The organism is Motilimonas thetidivivens, assembly GCF_046452435.1.
Classification (GTDB): Bacteria; Pseudomonadota; Gammaproteobacteria; order Enterobacterales; family CBDFNC01; genus Motilimonas.
The window spans coordinates 57,084-76,367 of record NZ_JBKFDK010000002.1 but is presented as its reverse complement, the minus strand read 5'-3'; the positions used below and the strand labels follow the sequence as shown (position 1 = coordinate 76,367).

Genomic DNA, 19,284 nt, shown 5'->3' with positions numbered 1-19,284 from the left:
AGGCGCTGAGTAAGTCTTAATAATGATAATTATTATCTGTTTTTGGGCAGGTTTTTTTGTGCAATAGACCCACTTTTGTCCCTTGCTTTTGAGTGAGTTTGCAGAGTGAAGTTGTACTAGGATCATTTATTGATACTGTGCGTATCGTGCAGTGAGGCTTTCTGGCTTGGCACAGCAAGGCGATAGGTTAGCCGTGCTAGAATGCGGCAATTTTAAAATGGTGCGATAGTATCAAGCGTCCCACCAGCGGCCAATACCGAACTGGTCGTCTGAGTCGGCAGTACTGATTCAAGCTGAATCGTTAGCTCAAGAAGGAGAGAGGGTTGTGCTAGCCTATTTTATCCGGCGTTTATTGCTGGTTATTCCCACATTTATTGGTATTACCGTACTGGTGTTTACCATTACTCGCTTTGTTCCCGGTGGCCCGATGGAGCGTGCGATTGCTGAAATGCAGCAAATGAGCTTGTCGCAAGGCTCAAGCATGAGCAGCAGTTCATTATCAGAAGAGCAACTCGCAGAATTAAGTGCCTTCTATGGGATGGATAAGCCAGTGTGGCAAGCCTATCTCGACTGGATGGCGAAATTATTACAAGGCGATTTAGGTGAATCTACCTTTTACCAAGATCCCGTACTTGATCTGATTTTAGAGCGCTTACCCGTATCTACCTTTTATGGGGTCTGTTTATTCTTAATCAGTTACGGTGTGTCGATCCCCTTAGGTATCGCCAAAGCCCGCCATCATGGCAGCTGGTTTGATAACCTTTCATCCATTGCTATTTTTGTCGGCTTTGCTTTGCCCGGCTTCGTGGTGGGTATTTTACTGCTTACGGTATTCTCATTTCAGCTTGAGTGGTTTCCCTTTGGTGGTTTTGTCAGTGATGAATTTGAAGACTTAGAAACCTTAGGTGAACAAATTTATGAAATTCTTTGGCATGCCGTGTTGCCTTTGTTGGCGTATGCCATCGGTGACTTTGCCATTTTAACCATGACAATGAAAAACTCACTGATGGAGAACCTGTCAGCGGATTACGTGCGCACCGCAATCGCTAAAGGCCTGCCATTTGATCGCGCGCTAAAACAACACGCATTGCGTAATAGCTTGATCCCGATTGCCAGTCACTTTGGTGCCGTGGTTAGCGTCTTCTTTGCCGGCTCTTTCTTAATTGAAGCGGTATTTAATATCGACGGCATAGGCTTATTAGGTTACGACGCTATCTTGCAGCGCGATTATCCTGTGGTTATGGGTATCTTAGTGATGACTTCAATCGCCATGATGATAGGTAATATCTTGTCGGATATCTGTGTTGCCTTGGTTGATCCACGAGTTAAGTTTGGGAAGTAGTATGATGAAATTAAATCCGTTAACGCTGAAAAAACTTAATCGCTTTCGATCCATCAAACGTGGCTACTACTCCGCTATCATTTTGTTAGTGCTGGTATTGTTGTCTGCTTTTGCCGAACTTTGGGTCAATAACCGGGCGGTGATCGTTAAATACAATGGTGATTTCTATTTCCCAACCTACAGCGATGTCTATTCGGGCAAAACTTTTGGTTTGGATTATGCCTATGAAACCAAATACCGTGAATTACAACAGCAATTTGCTGAAGAAGGCGGTGATAACTGGGTATTAATGCCATTTATTCCGTATAACGCTTTTGAAAATAACTATAGCGAAAACGAGTACCCGCCGACGGCGCCTTCCTTTGAGGATAAGCATTATCTAGGGACAGATACCTACGGCCGTGACGTGGCAGCGCGTTTGATTTATGGTTTTCGTTTAGCCATGGGCTTTGCATTTTTGGTTATGGCTATTTGTTACACCATAGGGGTCACGGTTGGCTGTTTCATGGGCTATTGGGGCGGTAAAGCAGACTTGTTAGGCCAACGTGTGATTGAAATCTGGAGTCAGCTGCCGGGCATTTACGTGATCATGATTATCGTGTCTATCTTTGGCTCAAATTTCTGGCTGTTTGTGATGATTATCGTCATGTTTAACTGGACCGCCATGACTTGGTATATGCGAACGCTTACCTATAAAGAGAAAGCGCGTGAATATGTGATGGCGGCCAAAGCGCAAGGCGCTTCAACCGCACGCATCATATTTAAGCACATCATGCCCAATACCTTGGTGATGATAGTGACCATGGCTCCGTTTACCATAGTGAGTAACTTAACCTTATTGACTTCGTTAGATTACTTAGGGTTAGGTTTAGCGCCACCAACGCCAAGTTGGGGTGAAATGTTATCTCAGGGTAAAGATAATCTAGACGCGGTGTGGATTGTGGCCTCTGTGGTCACGGCCATTGTGGTGGTATTAACCATGGTTACCTTTGTTGGTGAAGCGATTCGTGAAGCCTTCGATCCGAAAAAACACACTAAATACATTTAAGGAAATGACGGGGCATTGACTTGCCTTGTCACTTAAGCGCCTGTTCAAGTTGTCAGGCGGAACATGGAAAAAGGACAGATTATGAAGTTAAGTCTAAAATTGCATTACGGCCTGATTGCGGCCATAAGTCTCTTTTCGACAGCCGTCTTCAGTGCTGAGCTGCCTCAAGGACTGGTTTGGGAAAATAATTTAGACCAACCGGTATTTGCTTCAGATAAAGCAAAAAAAGGCGGTACCTTGCGCCTTTATACCGACAGCTACCCACCTACATTTCGTGTGGTTGGGCCAAACTCCAACGGTGAGTTTCGCGAGTATATTTTGGGTAACCAAATGGCATTGACCATGTTGCATCCCAATACCAAAGAGTTCATTCCACAAATCGCCACAGAGTGGGCGGTTAAAGATGATTTTAAAACCGTTTACTTTAAGTTAAACCCAGCGGCGCGTTGGTCTGATGGTGAGCCTGTTACGGCAGATGACTTCGTTTTTGCCCGTGAATTTCACTTAAACCCAAATATTAAAGCGCCTTGGTATCACGAGTATTACACCAATCAATTGGTTGATGTGACCAAGTACGATGATCATACGATCTCGATTACCTTAGGTGAGGCCAAAGAAAAGCAAGAGTTGATTGCCGCGACCAGTATTATTCCTGTACCTGAGCACTTCTATAAAGGTCGCATTGGTGAAAATTGGGTTAGAGAAGCAAACTGGGAAGTAGCGCCAAATACAGGTCCTTACATTCTAAGTAACTTTCGTAAAGGTAAAACCGTTACCTTTAAACGCAATCAAGATTGGTGGGCCAAAGATCTTAAGTTTCAGCAGAATCGATTCAACGTCGATAAAATTCGCATTAAGATCATTCGTGACAAAGCCATTGCTTACAAGCACTTCTTAAAAGGTCAGTTAGATACTTTTGAAATGCCTGAGCCGATTTACTGGCATGAAAAAACCAAAACCCGTGAATTTGCCTCTGGCTATATCTTAAAAACCTTAGCTTATAACGATAAGCCTCGGATCCCTTGGGGTATTTATCTAAATACTAAATCGCCCTTGCTGTCGGATATCAATATTCGCTTAGGCTTACAACATGCCATGAATATGCAAAAAGGCATTGATAAAGCCCTACGTGGTGATGTCCAGCGTTTGCCTCAGTTCACCTCAGGCAATGGCGTTTACCAAGCAGACATCAAACCGCGCGAATTTGATTTGGCTAAAGCGGAAGAGTACTTCAGTAAAGCCGGTTGGAGTGAGCGTGATGAAACGGGCATTCGCGTTAAAGACGGTCAACAATTGTCCATTGAATTGATGTACAACGGCGATGAGCGTAACGACCTAATGGTTATTTTGCGTGAAGAAGCCAAAAAAGCCGGCGTTGATTTACGTCTAAACAAGGTGGATTTCACTACCCGTATTCGCACCGTTGGTGAGAACAAACACCAAGCTTATTGGGGCGGTTGGGGTGTGGGTGTGCTTGCACCTGCTTATTGGCAATTTTTCCACTCGGTTCATGTGGGACAAAATAATACCAATAACACCACCAACACGGCGGATCCTGAACTAGATAAGTTAATTGAAGCTTATCGCACTGAGTTTGATGTTGAGACGCGCATCAAGCAAGCCAAACAAATCCAGCATATGATCCACGATCAGGCCATGTTTATCCCGGGTTATCAGGAGTCAACTTCGCGCGCTGCTCATTGGCGCTGGGTACATACACCAGAAGTGCCGATCACGCGTATGTCCAGAGCCATGTTTAAACTTGATGCCGCCATGACATTTGGCTTGTTCTGGATTGATGAAGAAGAGAAAGAAGAAGTGCTAAAAGCACGTAAAAAGCGTATTCCTTATGAGCCAGAGGTGAAGATAGATGAAACCTTTAAAATCTAACCCTAGCTCAGCAGTTGAGCAAGCCGCAGATTTGGGCGAAGTCGTACTCGATGTTCGCCAATTAGAAACGACTTTCACTACCGAGCAAGGTCAGGTTAAAGTGCTTGATGGTGTTAGCTTTCAAGCGAAACGCGGCCAAACCATTGGCATCGTAGGTGAGTCTGGCTGTGGTAAAAGTGTGACTTCATTGTCGATTATGGGTCTTTTACCCCGTCCTCATGGTCAAGTAACCGGCGGCGAGGTGATCTATAAAGGTCAAGACGTGACTAAGTTACCGCCGGAAAAACTCTATGAAATGCGCGGCGATCGCATTGCCATGATTTTCCAAGAGCCGATGACGGCGTTAAACCCGGTGCACACGATTGGTGAGCAGCTGTGTGAAGTATTTCGTTTACATCGCCCAGAATTTGACAAAAAGCAGCGTAAAGAAGAAGCCATTAAAATGCTTAAAAAGGTGGATATTCCCGCCCCTGAAAAGCGTTTTAATGTGTACCCTCATGAGTTATCAGGCGGTATGCGCCAACGGGTAATGATAGCTATTGCGCTGGCATGTAAGCCCGATATTTTGATTGCCGATGAGCCGACCACGGCGCTGGATGTAACCATTCAAGCCCAGATTTTAAGCTTGATGAAAGAGCTGCAACAAGAAACTGGCATGGCGATCATCTTTATCACTCACGACTTAGGTGTCGTTGCTGAAATTTGTGATGAAGTGGTGGTGATGTATGCAGGGCGCGCGGTAGAGAAAACCAATGTGTTTGAACTATTTGAGAACCCCCGCCACCCTTATAGCCGTGGTTTATTGAATTCGATTCCTCGATTAGATGATAAGCCAAAAACGCGCTTAAACACCATTGAAGGCTCGGTGCCTTCGTTGGCCGAGATGCCAAAGGGCTGTCGTTTTTTCAACCGTTGTCCCGATCGTCAAGCTCAGTGTGAACATCAAACCCCTGTGCCTGAAATGATTGCCGATGATCATATGGTGAGTTGCTTAAGGCTAAAGGAGCTAAGTTAATGAGTGACGTAGTATTATCTATTCGCGATTTAAAGCAGCACTTTGCGATTGGTGGCGGCTTATTTAGCAAAAAGAAGTTCGTTTATGCCGTTGATGGTATTAGCTTTGATGTTAAAGCGGGTGAAACCTTAGGTTTAGTGGGGGAGTCTGGCTGTGGTAAAAGTACCGTGGGTCGTACCTTGTTAAAACTGTATGAGCCGACATCGGGTCAGATATTGTTTGAAGGTCGTGACATTACCAAGCTCGGCAGCAAAGAAATGGGCGATTTGCGCAAAGAAATGCAGATCATTTTCCAAGATCCCATGGAAAGCTTGAACTCGCGCCATACTATCGGCGGCATCATGGCCGAGCCGTTTGAAATACACGGCATAGGCACACCCGAAGAGCGTCGAGTCTGGGTTGAAGAGTTATTAGTGAAAGTCGGCTTACCCAAATCGGCTGCCGATCGTTATCCACATGAATTTTCAGGGGGACAACGCCAGCGTATCGGTATCGCCCGTGCTATTGCCTTAAAACCAAAAATTATTGTGTGTGATGAAGCTGTCTCGGCGTTAGATGTGTCGGTGCAATCGCAAATTGTTAACCTGCTGCTAGAGCTGCAACAAGAAATGAATTTGGCGCTGATCTTCATCGCTCATGACTTGTCGGTGGTGAAGCATATTTCAGATCGTATTGCGGTTATGTATCTAGGTAAAGTGGTTGAAATCGGCGATGCGGAAACCTTATATAGAGAGCCAAAGCACCCTTATACCCAAGCCTTAATTTCGGCCATTCCTATCCCGAACCCGAGACAGCGCAACAAACGGATCATCTTACAAGGTGATGTACCATCACCGATGGATCCACCGCCTGGGTGCCATTTTAACGCCCGTTGTATGCATGCCACGGATGAGTGCCGGGTTAAGCGACCTGAGTTGGTCGACTATGACGGTAAAGGGCATCAGGTGGCTTGTCTGTTAGTACAACCTCAACAGTAAGAGGTTATATTTAACTTCGTTTAATGCCGTATCAAGTGTGCTTGATGCGGCTTTTTTTTGTCTTCGTTATCGAGCTTCCCTATGAAATCTATTTTAATAACCGGCTTTGAGCCATTTAATGGTCAGAACATCAATCCTGCCAGTGAGCTGCTGCCTTTAGTGGCAAACTTGCAGTTGAATGGGGCGTGTATTCATTGTCATACATTGCCTGTGGTTGGCGCAGCCTCACACGCAAAACTGATGGGTTATATTGAACAATATCAAGCTGATATTGTTCTCGTGCTGGGGCAAGCCGCCGGGCGAGACAAGCTTACTCTAGAGCGGGTGGCCATTAACCTAGACGATTATCCGATTGCTGACAATGCAGGTGAACTGCTTCTAGAGCAGCCCATTGTTGCTGATGGCCCTGCGGCTTATTTTACCACTTTACCCATCAAAGCCATGGTTCAGAGCATGCTTAAGGCGCAGATCCCTGCGGCTATCTCCAATACTGCGGGCACTTTCGTGTGTAATCATATTTTTTATCGCACCCTGCACAGTTTGCAGGCAGCAGAGGGGGGGCGCGAAGTGAAAATGGGCTTCATGCACTTACCTTTATTACCGGAGCAAAGCTTACAGGGTAAGCAGCCAAGCATGGGTTTAACCGCGCAACTTAAAGGATTAAAAGCGGCATTAATGGCCGTGTTAGAGCCAAATGAGCAGCTCCCTAAGATAGTTACTGGAGTGGAGTGCTAACGAAACCGTGTTTGTTTGAGTCACTCCTTTCATCGATTTTAGTTCGTTAAAGCAATATAACCAGACATAAAAAAAGCCAGCTATAACAGCTGGCTTTAGATGCTTACTTAGGTGATGGTTAAGTTAGATTTAACTTAGTTCCATACCGGTAGCATAGGTAGAGCGTTTTTGTAGCCTTCAATTGTTGCAACTAGCTCTGCACGTTGTTCTTCGCTGCCAAGGTAGAATGCACGCGCATCTACATATTGGTTCGCTAGCACAGTTTGAACTTCTTCTTGAGTTAACTCATTTAAGTTCGGGCGTGCTTGCATGTAGGCAAGCTCTTGTTGGCTAACAATGATCTCGTGTGCTAAACCATTTTCTGGTGTTGCAGCATAGCGAGTACCTTTGTGCTCCCAGTAAACCGCGTTAACTTGTGACGTGTCGCTGGTACGGATAGAGACAAAGCGTGCTAGCTCTTCAGCTTGATCGCGGCCTGCTAGGCTGCTATCACGGCTTTCAATCATAACCTGCTCAAGAAGTGCTTCGATTAGATTGTTCTCACCTTTATCTGCTAGACCATAACACCAAGATAGACAACGGTAGCTAGAGTAAAGCGGTAGTGCTTCGATATTCGTCGCCCAGCTCCACTGGCCTTTGTAGTCACCTTGCGGTGCAACTTGCTCACCTTGTGCATTTTTAAACTTAGGTGCATAGAATGGCTTGTCTTGAAGCACCATATCTTTCACTAGTAGTTTAAACGCAGGGTACTGCATGATGCCTTGTGGCGTTGTACGGAACTCGTACAAGTCAGCTAGGGCAATAGATTGACGATCTGAAATCGGCATTGATGTCGTACGGTCAACCAATTTACGCATTGCAACTAACTTATCTACCCAAGTACCTAGGTAATCACGGTCGTTTGAGTATTTATGGTTAGGGTTACGCTCTGGTGCACGACCACTGTTAAGCAGACGACCCGCTTCGGCAGTGATTTGGTAACCGTCAACGGCTACGGCATCGACTAGGGCATCATCGAAACAGCTGGTTGGTACCACACTCATGCCAAACTCAGGCGCAGTGTTCATGCTGCTGGTCGGCGTGCGTAGGCTGTCGTATTTACCGTTCATTAGGTCAGATAGCAGTGAGTAACGAACTGCACCTGTTTGTGTGTCTTGTAGCTCACAGGTGTGATCCGGCTCAGAAACAACTTCAATGAAGTGCTGCTGAGTACGCGCAACTGCTGCTGGCAGGGCACAGTAGATATCCCATAGGAAATCATCAACTTTAGGTGCTTCGCCTTCCCAGAATGTGGATCCTTGTGGATTGACACAACGGGTTGTCCAGTTATCTTCAGGCCAGCCCAATTCTGCTGCTAGGTTGTGGTTAGCAAATAGCAGTTGGTTGTTCATTTGAGATACGCTACCACCCCAAGCACGGCTTAGGAATTCAACGTTGTCACGCATCGCACCAAACTCTCTTTCACGCGCTGCTGCATAGCCGTGTAAGAAAGATTCAGTGTAATCTTCACGATTATTACGACGGTTTCTTAACTCGTAGAAGTCAATGTAACGTTGGATCGAGAACTTGTTGATCTCGTCGTGGTTACGGCCTTCATCGTGACGGTTACAGTCGGTGTTACCACTTACGTTACCATCGGTACAGAATTCGTAAGGTTTAACTTCTGCTGTTGCTTCTTCTTCCAAGTCTTGCGTTAACGCGGCGATAACACCGTTGTTAAGTTCAGTTGAAATGCTTTGGTTAATGTCCAGGTATTCTGTAAGCAGTTGGTTATCGTAGTCTTTTACGCTACGAACGCCTGATACTTCTTTGGTTTCTGGATCTAAAACCGTAACCTCACGCTTGTAACCAAACTTAAGGGCCGCTAGATCGTAAGGACCAAATACAGGAAGTGCATCAAGAATTGACGGGTTGTAATCCATGATAGAGCTGTATGCTGGTACGTGAATTAAACCGTTTTCTTTAGCTTGCTGTTGGCTGAAGAAGTTAGATGCGTCTACGTTACCTTTGAAGTTGTGACGTAAACCCAAGTTGTGGCCCAATTCATGTACTAAGGTTTTAGCGTAAGAAATACCCGCCAAAACGCGACCAATATTAACTTGTTGTTCGTTTGTTAGCTCTGCCCACTTTTTCAAACGAGCGGGTTTGTCTGAACGTGCACCGCCGAACTCTTCTGCGATAACGCCGTTAACCCAAAGGCTTGCATCAGAATAATCGATGGTGTGGCCAGCGATACCAGTAGGCAATGCTTTCGCTGTCGCACTGGTCCAAAGTGACGCTGCTGGGAACATATTGTTCTCTGCCCAAACGCGTTTTTCTAACTCATCACGGCGAACACGTTGTTGGTTAGTTAACGATTCTTCATCGATATTGTCTAGGCGAGCAATTTCTTCTAGTACTAGAGCAAAGCTCTCGGTATGAACGTCATCTGCCAGCTTGTTGAGCTCACGATCTAGGTATTGTGTCTCGGCAACATTGGCTTCAGTAATCAACTCACCGGCTTGGGCAATAGCTACCGCATCGGCTGGTAGGATGTCACTTTGCTCTGCGAATTGCGTTTCTTGAGTTGTGTCTGCTGACTCAGATGCGGCTTGCTCGGTGACTTCTAAAGTAGAAGTTTGCGTCGTTGCACCTCGGTTAAAGGTACTGGCAATCGTATCCCAGTAGAAGTTTGCACCAGATTCAAGCACACCTGCATACTGGTTGATATGGGCGTGAACGATTTCACCGGTAACAGGGTTCGCTGCTGATGGGCCGTAACCAGCTAAGCCGTTTTCAAGTGGCTCATCAATGAGGTTGATTACGTTGTAACGTAGGTCACCTGAGTGCTTGCCTGATGGCTCAACGATGTTAATAGTTGGTACACCTGCAGCTTTTAGCTGAGGGTTAATGCGGTTCATCACCTCAATGGTGATTTGCTTGAAGAAGCGAGTTGACTCGTTGTTGTTAAAACTGTCGCTTAAGTGGTAGTCAATCGATGCTAGATTCGGATTAAAGCGATGTAGGTATTGATGTTTAGAGCCTGCTTCGCCATCAATGTTCGCTGCAGTTGGGCGGCTCACTTCGCTGGTAAAGAAACCAAAGGTGTCTTCATCATTTACCGAATAAAGAATTGGCTCATAGTCTTTGCTTGCTAGGTTTTCTAGCGGCACGATTGAGTAACTGTGTGCAACGGTGAAGCTTAATTCGCTGAAGTTAAAATCAGCTGCAATCAGGCTATTAACCAAACAGCCCCAAGATTTGTTTACTGTGTATTCTTGCTCAACTTCGATAAAGATAGAGCCATCTTCAGATACTTCGTAACCTTTCCAACCTGTGGCTGGGTCTTCGGTTAAGCGCGGGCTGCCAACTGGGCTGAAACAACGGTTGCCGTATGAGAAATCATTCCATGAAGCAGCAATGTTTTTAACGTTAGCAAAGTCAGGGGTGAAGAATTGTTTGTCGTACCACTTAACATCGGCGTCAGTATTTTCTTCTTCTTTGTTGGTACATTCGTCATAGGCATCTAGCTTACAACGGTAGTCGGCGTAATCACCCGGAATAGTCAACAGCGGTGCATTGTCTGTTTCATCGTCATTCCAGCGACCAAAATCACCACTGTTAAGTTGTGCTTGGCTGATAACGTCTGAGTTAAGCGCACGTAATTGTAAGCCTTGCTCGGTAAAGTTAAGGCGAACTAATGCTTCTTGACCCTGCATGAACGGCGCCATTGCTACTGCATAGCGAGGGGCTTTACTCATTGAAGGCATGTACATGTATACCTTTTCGGTATCAAATACATCTTTTTTTACTTGTTCTGTTGGTTTGACTACTTCGTCGTACGGCGCATCTCCTGCACCACAGCCAACTAGTGATAAACCAACAGCAACGCTGAAGGCTAACTTAGTTAGTTTCATAGATAACTCCATTTCGTGTGTTTACGATGTTCTAATTGTTATGTTGTTAAAACGAATATACGGCCAGCGCATAAAAGGTTGAGTTTTTATAATCAAGTAGACGCGTCACTGGCGCAGGGCCACGTGATGGGTCAAAAAAGCTGATGCTGTTGGTATGACCAACACCAAAGCTAAAGCTGTCGGTTAATTTGTAACCTATGTATTCTTGGTGAGTCAGAGAAGGGTGGTTGTAATTACCTTTGTAAGTCCACGTGTGGTTGTTGATAGCGCCCACCACGAAACTCCAATCTTGGTATCCGTAAGCCAACTCATAATAACCGCTTAGTTCCCACTCAACTAAATTTTGACCGCCAGCAGTTTTGTATTTGTGGAAGTTTTTCATCGCACGAGGTTGATAGGTAAAGCGTAACCCTTCGGCCCAAGAGGAAAGATCAACAGCGAACGTCACAGCACCACGCACAGCCGTATTAAGTTTGGTTTTATCTGAGTATTCAGAAACAGGGATCGCAGCGCGAATATCGCCGCCGATAGTCAGCCATTCATAAGGCTTAAATAGGTTGCCCTTAGCTGCTGAAAGCCATATGTCTTGCTCAAACCAGCCTTCTTCCATGTCATAGCTGTATTGAGTTCGTCCGTTCACACCAAATACCACATCGGTATCGGTACTGTAACGTAAGCCCAAGCTGATACCGGTCGAACGTCTTGCCTTGTAGCTACTGCTTTTATAAGCATTACGGGAGTAATCAATTGCAATGGAACCAGAAACGCGGTCGAGGAGAGATGTTTCCTCGGTGGACGTTGTGCTTGCAAAGGTATTTGCAGAGAATACGCAGCAAACTGCGGCAGGCAGAATGCCTTTAGTCAATGTCCGTATCATATTGTGGCCTACTTAGTTATTTTTTATTTTGTGTGCTTGCTTTATCTAGCAATAGGAACTACCCCACATTACTAGTGGGGAGATTTTTAAACTGTAATGACCGAAAAATGAACATTTTTTTAAGTTGGTGGGGCAGGAGTTCACTGGGTGAACCTATTAGTATCTTAAAATGAACCGTATGTTTTGATACCTCAAAGGTCGATTTTTGGGGTTTAATTCCAACTTTAACGGCTGTTTAGGATAATTGTTTTGCTAATGGTTTATTGGTGGTTTTTATGTCTAATTACAGGTCTTGTTTTGAGTTATTATTTTGTTTGTTGAGCGTTTGTTGGTTTTGTTGTGCTAGTTTTACTACATACATTAGTGAATTAGTTTTATTTTGATATCACATTTATATTGTCAAATTGAATAAAGCGTCTTTGCGAAATTGGTTGAACTCAATAATCAAGAGAGATGAATCGAATTAACTCATATATATAATAAATTTGTTTATTTGTTTCGATTTTAACGATTTATTGGCTGTCTTCATTTATTAAAAATTTATCCCAGCTCTGATTTAATTAGCCATGGCTCATCTATAATGTATGGATAATTGTTCTGCCTGTTTGTTTTACTTTTTTTTCATTTAAATAAACAGGTTAAGATGAAAAGGATAAGGTTATGCATGATATAAAGCCGGAATATTTACTGCGTGCGCTGCGTGAACGAATTAAGGAAAGCCATTTAACTTACGCAAAGTTGGCTCAGCAGCTAGATGTGCCTTTGTCGACGCTAAAAAGGCACCTACATAGTCCTGCCATATCCTTAGACAAGTTGGTTGAATACTGTCGTATGGTGGAGTTAAGTTTAGATGATCTGATTAAACAAGCTCGTCAGTTGCAATCGCAAAGTGATGATTTATTTACTGAAATTCAAGATGAGGTGTTTTTCCAATTTCCAGAACTTTACGATTTTTTCCAAGAATTACGCCTTGCCCCAGAATCACTTGATAAAATGGTGGCGGCTTATCAACTCACTCCCACAAGTACCTATTCGTATTTGCGCGCGTTGGAAATGATAGGTCTGATTGAATTGCTACCCAATAATAAGTTTTTTCTTAAGGGGCCTTGCCACTATCGTTTTTCTGAGCATTCAAAACTCAGCTATCTGTTTGATCAAAAATTGAAAGAGCATGTGTATGGCTCGGGGGAAGAGAAAGCTAACATTGCTTGTTCGCGGATGTTTTTGACTAAAAAATGTATTCAAGAAATTGAAGATATGGTGGTGAGAAAGATCTTAGAGTCCAATACTGAACATTGGCTTAAAGCCCACGAGACCGAACAGCTACAGCATGACGTGCTGTTGATGATCCGACCTCATCAAAAGATCTTGTTTTCTAATGGTATTGTTAATTTGCCCAATGAATTTTTAGCTCATGTATCAAGCAGCATTGAAAGCTTTTCGACTATTGAGCAGGTGAATCAAAGTGGCAATTAGCCAGGGAGTGGTGACTCTGCTGACGCAACTCGTGGTGAAAAGTACAAACAATAGCGAATATGATTGTTAAAATAGCGAGTTGCTAGTTCATCTAAATCCTCAAAGCTCAGTACTCGGCTAATATTTCGTTCATGCTTGGCTAGTGGAATGACCAAGCCAGTGGATTGGTTTTTACCAACTTCATAGATGAGTACATTTGGATTCATTGCATCTTCTGGGTTAGTTGACATCACCAACGCAGGTGTATTGTCATCTAACTGGACTAAAGATCCAGGAGGATAAACCCCCAGTAATTTCACCAATACCTCCAGCATACTGCGATTAAACTTGGTTTCACTTTGTTTAAACATCAGAGCAATCGCGCTACGGGGGCTTAAAGCTTTCTGCGATGGATGTGGAAAGCACAAGTTATCGTAGGCATCGACTAAGCCCAATAACTGGGTCATTTCATCTAATTGGTTAGCTTTAACCTGCTTAGGGTAGCCACTGCCGTCTAAGCGTTCATGGTGCTGGGCAATTAAAGGCAGTACTTCACTGGGGAAGCAGTTGGCTTTTTTAATGAGTTCAACACCATAAGTGGTGTGCATTTTATAAAAATTATCTTCAGATGTGGTCAAGGGGGTGGTTTTACGCCGGATCGAAGTGGGAACCTTGAGCAGGCCTATATCATGTAAAAACGCGCTAAGACAAAGGGTTTGTGCTTCGGTTTCACTCCATTCTAGGGCTTTGGCTGCCACTAAACATAGCACGGTCACATTTAGGCTGTGATAGAAGAGATCATCTGAGCTAGGCTGTGCTTGTATAACATGCATCACTTTGGTTGTTGGGCTGGCATACACATCAGCACATAAGGCCGTTATCAGTGTTTTTATTTCTACCAGAGCTTCTTCAGGCGCTAAACCAAACTGACCCATGGCCTCACGAAATTTCAGTAGGCTATGATGGTATGCGGCATCGGCACGTTTGTTATCCATGCGTAGCTGTTTTGATATCGCCCGCTGTTTCTCTTCTTCTGTCAGTTCCCGCACAACTTTTTTTACTGGTTGTTCGGGTGGATTTTCAGATTGAGCTGGAGTGATAGGTTTAACATCACTTTTTTGCCAGTCTACGTCAACTTGGCTTAAACCTAATGCTTGAATAATGGTCAGCTGCTCTTGGTTTTTAATTTTAAAGCTGTTGAACATAAAAGGGTGGTCTTTCCAACCAAGAGGAAGCTCTACGAAATGGCCAATCGCTAGGTCATTTATTGCAACGGGAGATTTTTTTACTTTGTTTTCTGCCATATTAGCTAACTTCATTGGACTGTATAACCAGTTTAGTTGGCTTTATCTCAAAAACAAAAAAGCCCGCTATTTGCGGGCTTTGTTTTTTAACTCAGTTAACACATTTTTTATGTTAATTAAGCTTTTGCTGCTTTTTTAGCTTTAGCTGGCTTGGCTTCTGCTGCAGGCTTGTCTTGACACTTTTGGCCTTCAACGTACGGTACACCGTAGTAAGAAGCGATTAGTACTTCTTTAAGCTCGCTGATAAGTGGGTAACGTGGGTTTGCACCAGTACATTGGTCATCAAACGCATCTACCGCTAGTTCGTCAACTTTCGCTAAGAACTCAGCTTCGTTAACGCCTGTCTCTTGAATAGACATTGGGATGTTAACTTCTTTCTTCAGCTCGTCTAACCATGCTAGTAGGTTATTTAGCTTCTCTTCTGTGTTCTTACCGCCAAGACCTAAGTGGTCAGCTACTTCTGCGTAACGAGCACGTGCTTTTGGACGGTCGTATTGAGAGAAAGCAGTTTGTTTAGTCGGTGTATTCGTCGCGTTGTAACGTACTACGTTAGTCAGTAGTAATGCGTTAGCTAGACCGTGAGGAATATGGAACTCAGCACCTAGTTTGTGCGCCATTGAGTGACATACACCTAGGAAAGAGTTAGCAAACGCGATACCTGCGATAGTTGCCGCGTTGTGTACTTTTTCACGTGCAACTGGGTCAGCTTTACCGTTAGCGTAAGAGCTTGGTAGGTACTCTTTAAGTAGTTTAAGCGCTTGTAGTGCTTGGCCGTCTGAGTACTCGTTCGCTAGTACAGAAACATAAGCTTCCATTGCGTGAGTTACCGCGTCGTAACCACCAAAGGCACATAGTGACTTAGGCATATCCATTACTAGGTTAGCATCTACAACCGCCATGTTTGGCGTTAGTTCGTAGTCAGCTAGTGGATATTTCTGACCTGTTGCATCGTCAGTTACAACCGCAAATGGTGTTACTTCAGAGCCTGTACCAGAAGTAGTTGTGATACATACTAGTTCAGCTTTGCTACCCATTTTAGGGAACTTGTAAATACGTTTACGGATATCCATAAAGCGCATTGATAGGTCTTCGAAATCAGTTTCTGGGTGCTCGTACATTACCCACATGATTTTCGCTGCATCCATAGGTGAACCACCGCCCACTGCTAGGATTACGTCTGGCTGGTAGCTGTGACATGCCGCAGCACCCGCTTTAACAACAGAAAGTGTTGGATCCGCTTCTACTTCGTGGAACACTTCAACTTCCATGCCTTTTTCTTTTAGGATGGCACGTAGGTCATCGATGTAACCGTTGTTGAATAAGAAACGGTCAGTTACGATCATAGCGCGTTTCTTGCCGTCTAGGTCGTCCATTGCAACAGGTAGAGAGCCGCGACGGAAGTAGATAGATTTAGGTAGTTTGTGCCACAACATATTTTCTGCTCGCTTCGCTACAATTTTCTTGTTGATTAGGTGTTTAGGACCTACGTTTTCAGAAATCGCGTTACCACCCCAAGAACCACAACCTAGTGTTAAAGAAGGCGCTAGTTCGAAGTTGTAAAGGTCACCGATACCACCGTGAGAAGAAGGCGTGTTGATTAGGATACGCGCGGTCTTCATCTTGTCACCGAAGTAAGCGATGCGATCTGCGTTAGCATCTTGGTCAGTATAAAGTACAGATGTGTGACCTACACCGCCGATATCTAGTACGATGCCAGCTTGACGTACTGCGTCTTCAAAGTCTTTCGCTTTGTAAACACCTAGGGTTGGAGATAGTTTCTCGTGAGAGAATTCATCTTCAGGTGTTGCTTCTAGGCCTTCACCGATTAGGATCTTAGTAGATTCAGGTACAGTTACACCCGCTAGCTCAGCAATTTTGTATGCTGGTTGACCAACGATTTTCGCGTTTAGCGCGCCGTCAATCATTAATACTTTACGCACTTTGTCTGCGTCAGCTTTGTTTAGTACTGCTGCGCCGTACTTAGCAAAACGTGCTACTACGTCGTCGTAGATAGACTCAACAATGATAGCGGCTTGCTCAGAAGCACAGATTACGCCGTTGTCGAATGTTTTAGACATTAAGATAGAAGAAACAGCACGTTTGATGTCTGCAGTTTCATCGATAACCACTGGTGTGTTACCAGCACCAACACCGATAGCTGGCTTACCAGAAGAGTAAGCTGCCTTAACCATGCCTGGACCACCTGTTGCAAGGATAAGGGCGATGTCATTGTGCTTCATTAGCGCGTTAGATAGTTCAACCGAAGGTTGGTCAATCCAGCCGATAATGTCTTTTGGTGCACCCGCTTTAACAGCTGCGTCTAAAACTAGTTTAGCTGCGAAGTTAGTTGCGTTTTTAGCACGTGGATGTGGCGAGAAGATACAACCGTTACGTGTTTTAAGAGAAATCAGTGCTTTAAAGATAGCAGTTGAGGTTGGGTTGGTGGTTGGTACGATGGCACAAACGATACCAACTGGCTCAGCGATAGTGATAGTACCGCCCTCATCGTTCTTGTCGATGATGCCACAGGTTTTTTCATCTTTGTATTTGTTGTAGATGAATTCAGAAGCAAAGTGGTTTTTGATTACTTTGTCTTCCATGATACCCATGCCTGATTCTTCAGCAGCCATTCGGGCTAGTTCAATACGAGCTGTAGAAGCAGCGAGTGAAGCCGCGCGGAAAATTTTGTCTACTTGCTCTTGGCTGTAGTTTGCGAATTCTTTCTGTGCCGCTTTAACACGTGCGACCATTGCGTCTAATTCAGCAAGATTGCTAACTGTCATCTTGGTTACTCCTAGTAAATAAAAATTCTTTATTAAGGGTGGAACATTATCCCAGAGTGTTGGGGGTGACGCTGTTGCTGCCTTAGTAAATAACTTTCATGAAGGATTATATGACTGATCGTGGTCAAAATGTTGATTTGGATCAGTTGTTGCTAAATTACAAAAGAAAATCTATTACTCTTGGGGTAGAACGGTTGAAAATTAACCGTCAGCCCCTAAATAACAGGCCTTCTGAAGTGTTATTTGCATTACTAATATTGGCTGCTAACCATTATATTGCCTGAAATGGTAGGAAAGTTTCATCTTTTTTGACCTTCTGTTAGCGTTAGATCACATTAAATCGCACTGATTTAACCTTTAGTTACAGCCACCGTGTTCAGTCGCAACTTTGTTTATCTATTTTGCATCCTCTGTTGTTGCGTTTATTAAAATTTTGTATTGTTTTTATTAATATTCAAAGTAATTTAAACTTCGTTATCGTATATTTCAGTGCTTAATTTTTTCAACTAGAGATATTGGTGCTACTTATGGCAACTCAAGCAGAGCGAAACGCAGCAACCCGAGAGGCACTTCGTCAGGCGGCATTAAGCCAATTGGTTCAATTTGGTTATTCAGGTACCAACGCCAGCGCGATTTGTAATGCAGCGGGGGTGACTCGTGGCGCTCTCAATCATCAATATCCAGATGGTAAAGTGGGCCTGATCGCCGACTTAGTTGAAACCATGTTTGCTGAGCAGGTGGCGCTTTATTACCAACATGGATATTGCCATCCTTTAGAGTTCGTGAAGGCCATGTTAGATGCCTTATACCGTGATCCTGAAAGTAAAATGCAGCTAGTGATGATGGACTTATGGTTATCGATGCGCGGCGACAGCAAGCTCGAGCAGGTGGTTGGGCCTGTGCTATATCAAGGATCAGAAAATTTGTGGCGTTGTTTTTCACCCATGGCGCAATCAAGTGAAGATACGTTGGCTCATTTAGTGCGCACTTTTATCACAGGTTTAAGCGTTAACCGGCTTAACCCGCAGATGAATGCGGTGATGGCAAGGCGTCAAATCAAATTGATGCGTGACTTGATTACCTTAGCGATGCAGCCATCGTATGAATTATGCGATGAGTTAGAAGCCATTAATGAGTACTAATTCTTATTCCCGCTGTTGATGATGTTGGCTAGGGTGTTGGCCAACACTTGCGGCTGGTCGAGGGCAACATCGTGACCCGCCTGATCGATGACATAAGTAGCTGCTTTTAAGGCCTTGGCTAAAGCTAATGTGCATTTAGGGTTAACCAATTGATCTTGTTTAGCATAAATAAAACTCACGGGTTTACCCACTAGCATGTCAATAGACGGTTTAAACCTTGCTGCTGCAATAATCTGGCGCAGGCTGTTTGTTATCGATGTCGGGGCTTGCTGGCGCAACTCACTCCAATACTTGAGTACATTTAAATCTTGTTTATGCAGTAAACTGGTGAGGGTTAAAATGGTGTGCTCCATTTTGCTACAATCTGGGTAGCGCTTCGCGCTCAGTAATCCCTTGCAAAAAGGTAATAGCGCAAAGCGCTGCCAAGGCCAAGAATAGCGTGAGCTAGTATTAATGGCGATAACTTGACTCACTTTATCTACTTGACTGGAATGCGCTGCCAACGAGGCTAGGGCAACCATTCCCCCCAATGATAACCCCACTAAAATCGCATTCTCAATCTTCTGCTTCGCTAATTGGTTTAAAATGTCTTGGCAGTACAGGCTAATACATAGCGGACTTTGTTGCTGAAAGCGTTCACCATTGCCCAAAGTATCTAAGCAGATCACCTGATGCTGAGGGAGCTGCTTTTGTAAGATCGCCGGAAAATCCCCCCAATGGCGCTGTTCACGTGATAAACCTCTTAATAGTACTACCGTAGGCTGTGCATTTAATGGTTCCATCTGAGCTTCCTCAATATTGAGCGAAAGAACGATTTGTC

The 19,284-nt window shown here is 44.3% G+C and carries 13 protein-coding genes; 8 read left to right on the top strand and 5 right to left on the bottom strand.

The window, feature by feature from the left end; translation table 11 throughout:
- The first annotated feature begins 325 nt into the window (after window positions 1–325).
- The 6 genes from ACK8OT_RS02500 (at window position 326) to pcp (ending at window position 7,007) form a co-directional block, all read left to right on the top strand.
- Window positions 326–1,342: an ABC transporter permease subunit gene (locus ACK8OT_RS02500; RefSeq protein WP_410194927.1), complete on the top strand. Its 1,017-nt coding sequence runs from the start codon at window positions 326–328 to the stop codon at window positions 1,340–1,342.
- A 1-nt stretch (window position 1,343) separates the two neighbouring features.
- Window positions 1,344–2,390, top strand: coding sequence for an ABC transporter permease (locus ACK8OT_RS02495; RefSeq protein ID WP_410194926.1), 1,047 nt, complete (start codon window positions 1,344–1,346; stop codon window positions 2,388–2,390).
- A gap of 81 nt (window positions 2,391–2,471) precedes the next feature.
- A complete protein-coding gene (locus tag ACK8OT_RS02490) occupies window positions 2,472–4,280 on the top strand; it encodes an extracellular solute-binding protein (protein WP_410194925.1) in 1,809 nt (602 codons plus the stop codon).
- Window positions 4,261–5,295 carry an ABC transporter ATP-binding protein gene (locus ACK8OT_RS02485; protein ID WP_410194924.1) on the top strand — a complete coding sequence of 345 codons (1,035 nt, stop codon included), beginning with the start codon at window positions 4,261–4,263 and terminating at the stop codon, window positions 5,293–5,295. Before ACK8OT_RS02490 ends, ACK8OT_RS02485 begins: the two co-directional genes overlap by 20 nt.
- Window positions 5,295–6,272 carry an ABC transporter ATP-binding protein gene (locus ACK8OT_RS02480; protein WP_410194923.1) on the top strand — a complete coding sequence of 326 codons (978 nt, stop codon included), beginning with the start codon at window positions 5,295–5,297 and terminating at the stop codon, window positions 6,270–6,272. Before ACK8OT_RS02485 ends, ACK8OT_RS02480 begins: the two co-directional genes overlap by 1 nt.
- A gap of 81 nt (window positions 6,273–6,353) precedes the next feature.
- Window positions 6,354–7,007 carry a pyroglutamyl-peptidase I gene (gene pcp / locus ACK8OT_RS02475; RefSeq protein ID WP_410194922.1) on the top strand — a complete coding sequence of 218 codons (654 nt, stop codon included), beginning with the start codon at window positions 6,354–6,356 and terminating at the stop codon, window positions 7,005–7,007.
- Window positions 7,008–7,141: 134 nt separating this feature from the next.
- Here pcp and ACK8OT_RS02470 read toward each other — a convergent pair whose 3' ends face one another.
- The gene (locus tag ACK8OT_RS02470) at window positions 7,142–10,903 is read right to left on the bottom strand and encodes a zinc-dependent metalloprotease (protein ID WP_410194921.1); all 3,762 of its coding nucleotides are present in this window, start codon (window positions 10,901–10,903) and stop codon (window positions 7,142–7,144) included.
- 46 nt (window positions 10,904–10,949) lie between these two features.
- Window positions 10,950–11,780, bottom strand: a complete 831-nt coding sequence (locus ACK8OT_RS02465) for a hypothetical protein (protein ID WP_410194920.1) — start codon at window positions 11,778–11,780, stop codon at window positions 10,950–10,952.
- A 660-nt stretch (window positions 11,781–12,440) separates the two neighbouring features.
- Here ACK8OT_RS02465 and ACK8OT_RS02460 point away from each other — a divergent pair.
- Window positions 12,441–13,256: a helix-turn-helix domain-containing protein gene (locus tag ACK8OT_RS02460; RefSeq protein ID WP_410194919.1), complete on the top strand. Its 816-nt coding sequence runs from the start codon at window positions 12,441–12,443 to the stop codon at window positions 13,254–13,256.
- Here ACK8OT_RS02460 and ACK8OT_RS02455 read toward each other — a convergent pair.
- Window positions 13,253–14,554, bottom strand: a complete 1,302-nt coding sequence (locus ACK8OT_RS02455; protein ID WP_410194918.1) for a cyclic di-GMP phosphodiesterase — start codon at window positions 14,552–14,554, stop codon at window positions 13,253–13,255. The genes ACK8OT_RS02460 and ACK8OT_RS02455 overlap by 4 nt on opposite strands.
- Window positions 14,555–14,655: 101 nt before the next feature.
- A complete protein-coding gene (gene adhE / locus ACK8OT_RS02450) occupies window positions 14,656–17,322 on the bottom strand; it encodes a bifunctional acetaldehyde-CoA/alcohol dehydrogenase (RefSeq protein ID WP_410194917.1) in 2,667 nt (888 codons plus the stop codon).
- 527 nt (window positions 17,323–17,849) lie between these two features.
- Between adhE and ACK8OT_RS02445 the strand changes: the two genes are divergently transcribed.
- A complete protein-coding gene (locus ACK8OT_RS02445) occupies window positions 17,850–18,464 on the top strand; it encodes a TetR/AcrR family transcriptional regulator (protein ID WP_410194916.1) in 615 nt (204 codons plus the stop codon).
- Here ACK8OT_RS02445 and ACK8OT_RS02440 read toward each other — a convergent pair.
- Complete coding sequence (locus ACK8OT_RS02440; RefSeq protein WP_410194915.1) at window positions 18,461–19,246, bottom strand: alpha/beta fold hydrolase; 786 nt, start codon at window positions 19,244–19,246, stop codon at window positions 18,461–18,463. The genes ACK8OT_RS02445 and ACK8OT_RS02440 overlap by 4 nt on opposite strands.
- Window positions 19,247–19,284 lie beyond the last annotated feature (38 nt).

Bases quoted from the DNA above. Each gene is read 5' to 3' on its own strand.
- ACK8OT_RS02495 (WP_410194926.1), top strand. From the start codon at position 1,344: ATGATGAAATTAAATCCGTTAACGCTGAAAAAACTTAATCGCTTTCGA.
- ACK8OT_RS02485 (WP_410194924.1), top strand. From the start codon at position 4,261: ATGAAACCTTTAAAATCTAACCCTAGCTCAGCAGTTGAGCAAGCCGCA.
- ACK8OT_RS02460 (WP_410194919.1), top strand. From the start codon at position 12,441: ATGCATGATATAAAGCCGGAATATTTACTGCGTGCGCTGCGTGAACGA.
- adhE (WP_410194917.1), bottom strand. From the start codon at position 17,322: ATGACAGTTAGCAATCTTGCTGAATTAGACGCAATGGTCGCACGTGTT.
- ACK8OT_RS02455 (WP_410194918.1), bottom strand. From the start codon at position 14,554: ATGAAGTTAGCTAATATGGCAGAAAACAAAGTAAAAAAATCTCCCGTT.
- ACK8OT_RS02445 (WP_410194916.1), top strand. From the start codon at position 17,850: ATGGCAACTCAAGCAGAGCGAAACGCAGCAACCCGAGAGGCACTTCGT.
- ACK8OT_RS02480 (WP_410194923.1), top strand. From the start codon at position 5,295: ATGAGTGACGTAGTATTATCTATTCGCGATTTAAAGCAGCACTTTGCG.
- ACK8OT_RS02440 (WP_410194915.1), bottom strand. From the start codon at position 19,246: ATGGAACCATTAAATGCACAGCCTACGGTAGTACTATTAAGAGGTTTA.
- ACK8OT_RS02490 (WP_410194925.1), top strand. From the start codon at position 2,472: ATGAAGTTAAGTCTAAAATTGCATTACGGCCTGATTGCGGCCATAAGT.
- pcp (WP_410194922.1), top strand. From the start codon at position 6,354: ATGAAATCTATTTTAATAACCGGCTTTGAGCCATTTAATGGTCAGAAC.
- ACK8OT_RS02465 (WP_410194920.1), bottom strand. From the start codon at position 11,780: ATGATACGGACATTGACTAAAGGCATTCTGCCTGCCGCAGTTTGCTGC.
- ACK8OT_RS02470 (WP_410194921.1), bottom strand. From the start codon at position 10,903: ATGAAACTAACTAAGTTAGCCTTCAGCGTTGCTGTTGGTTTATCACTA.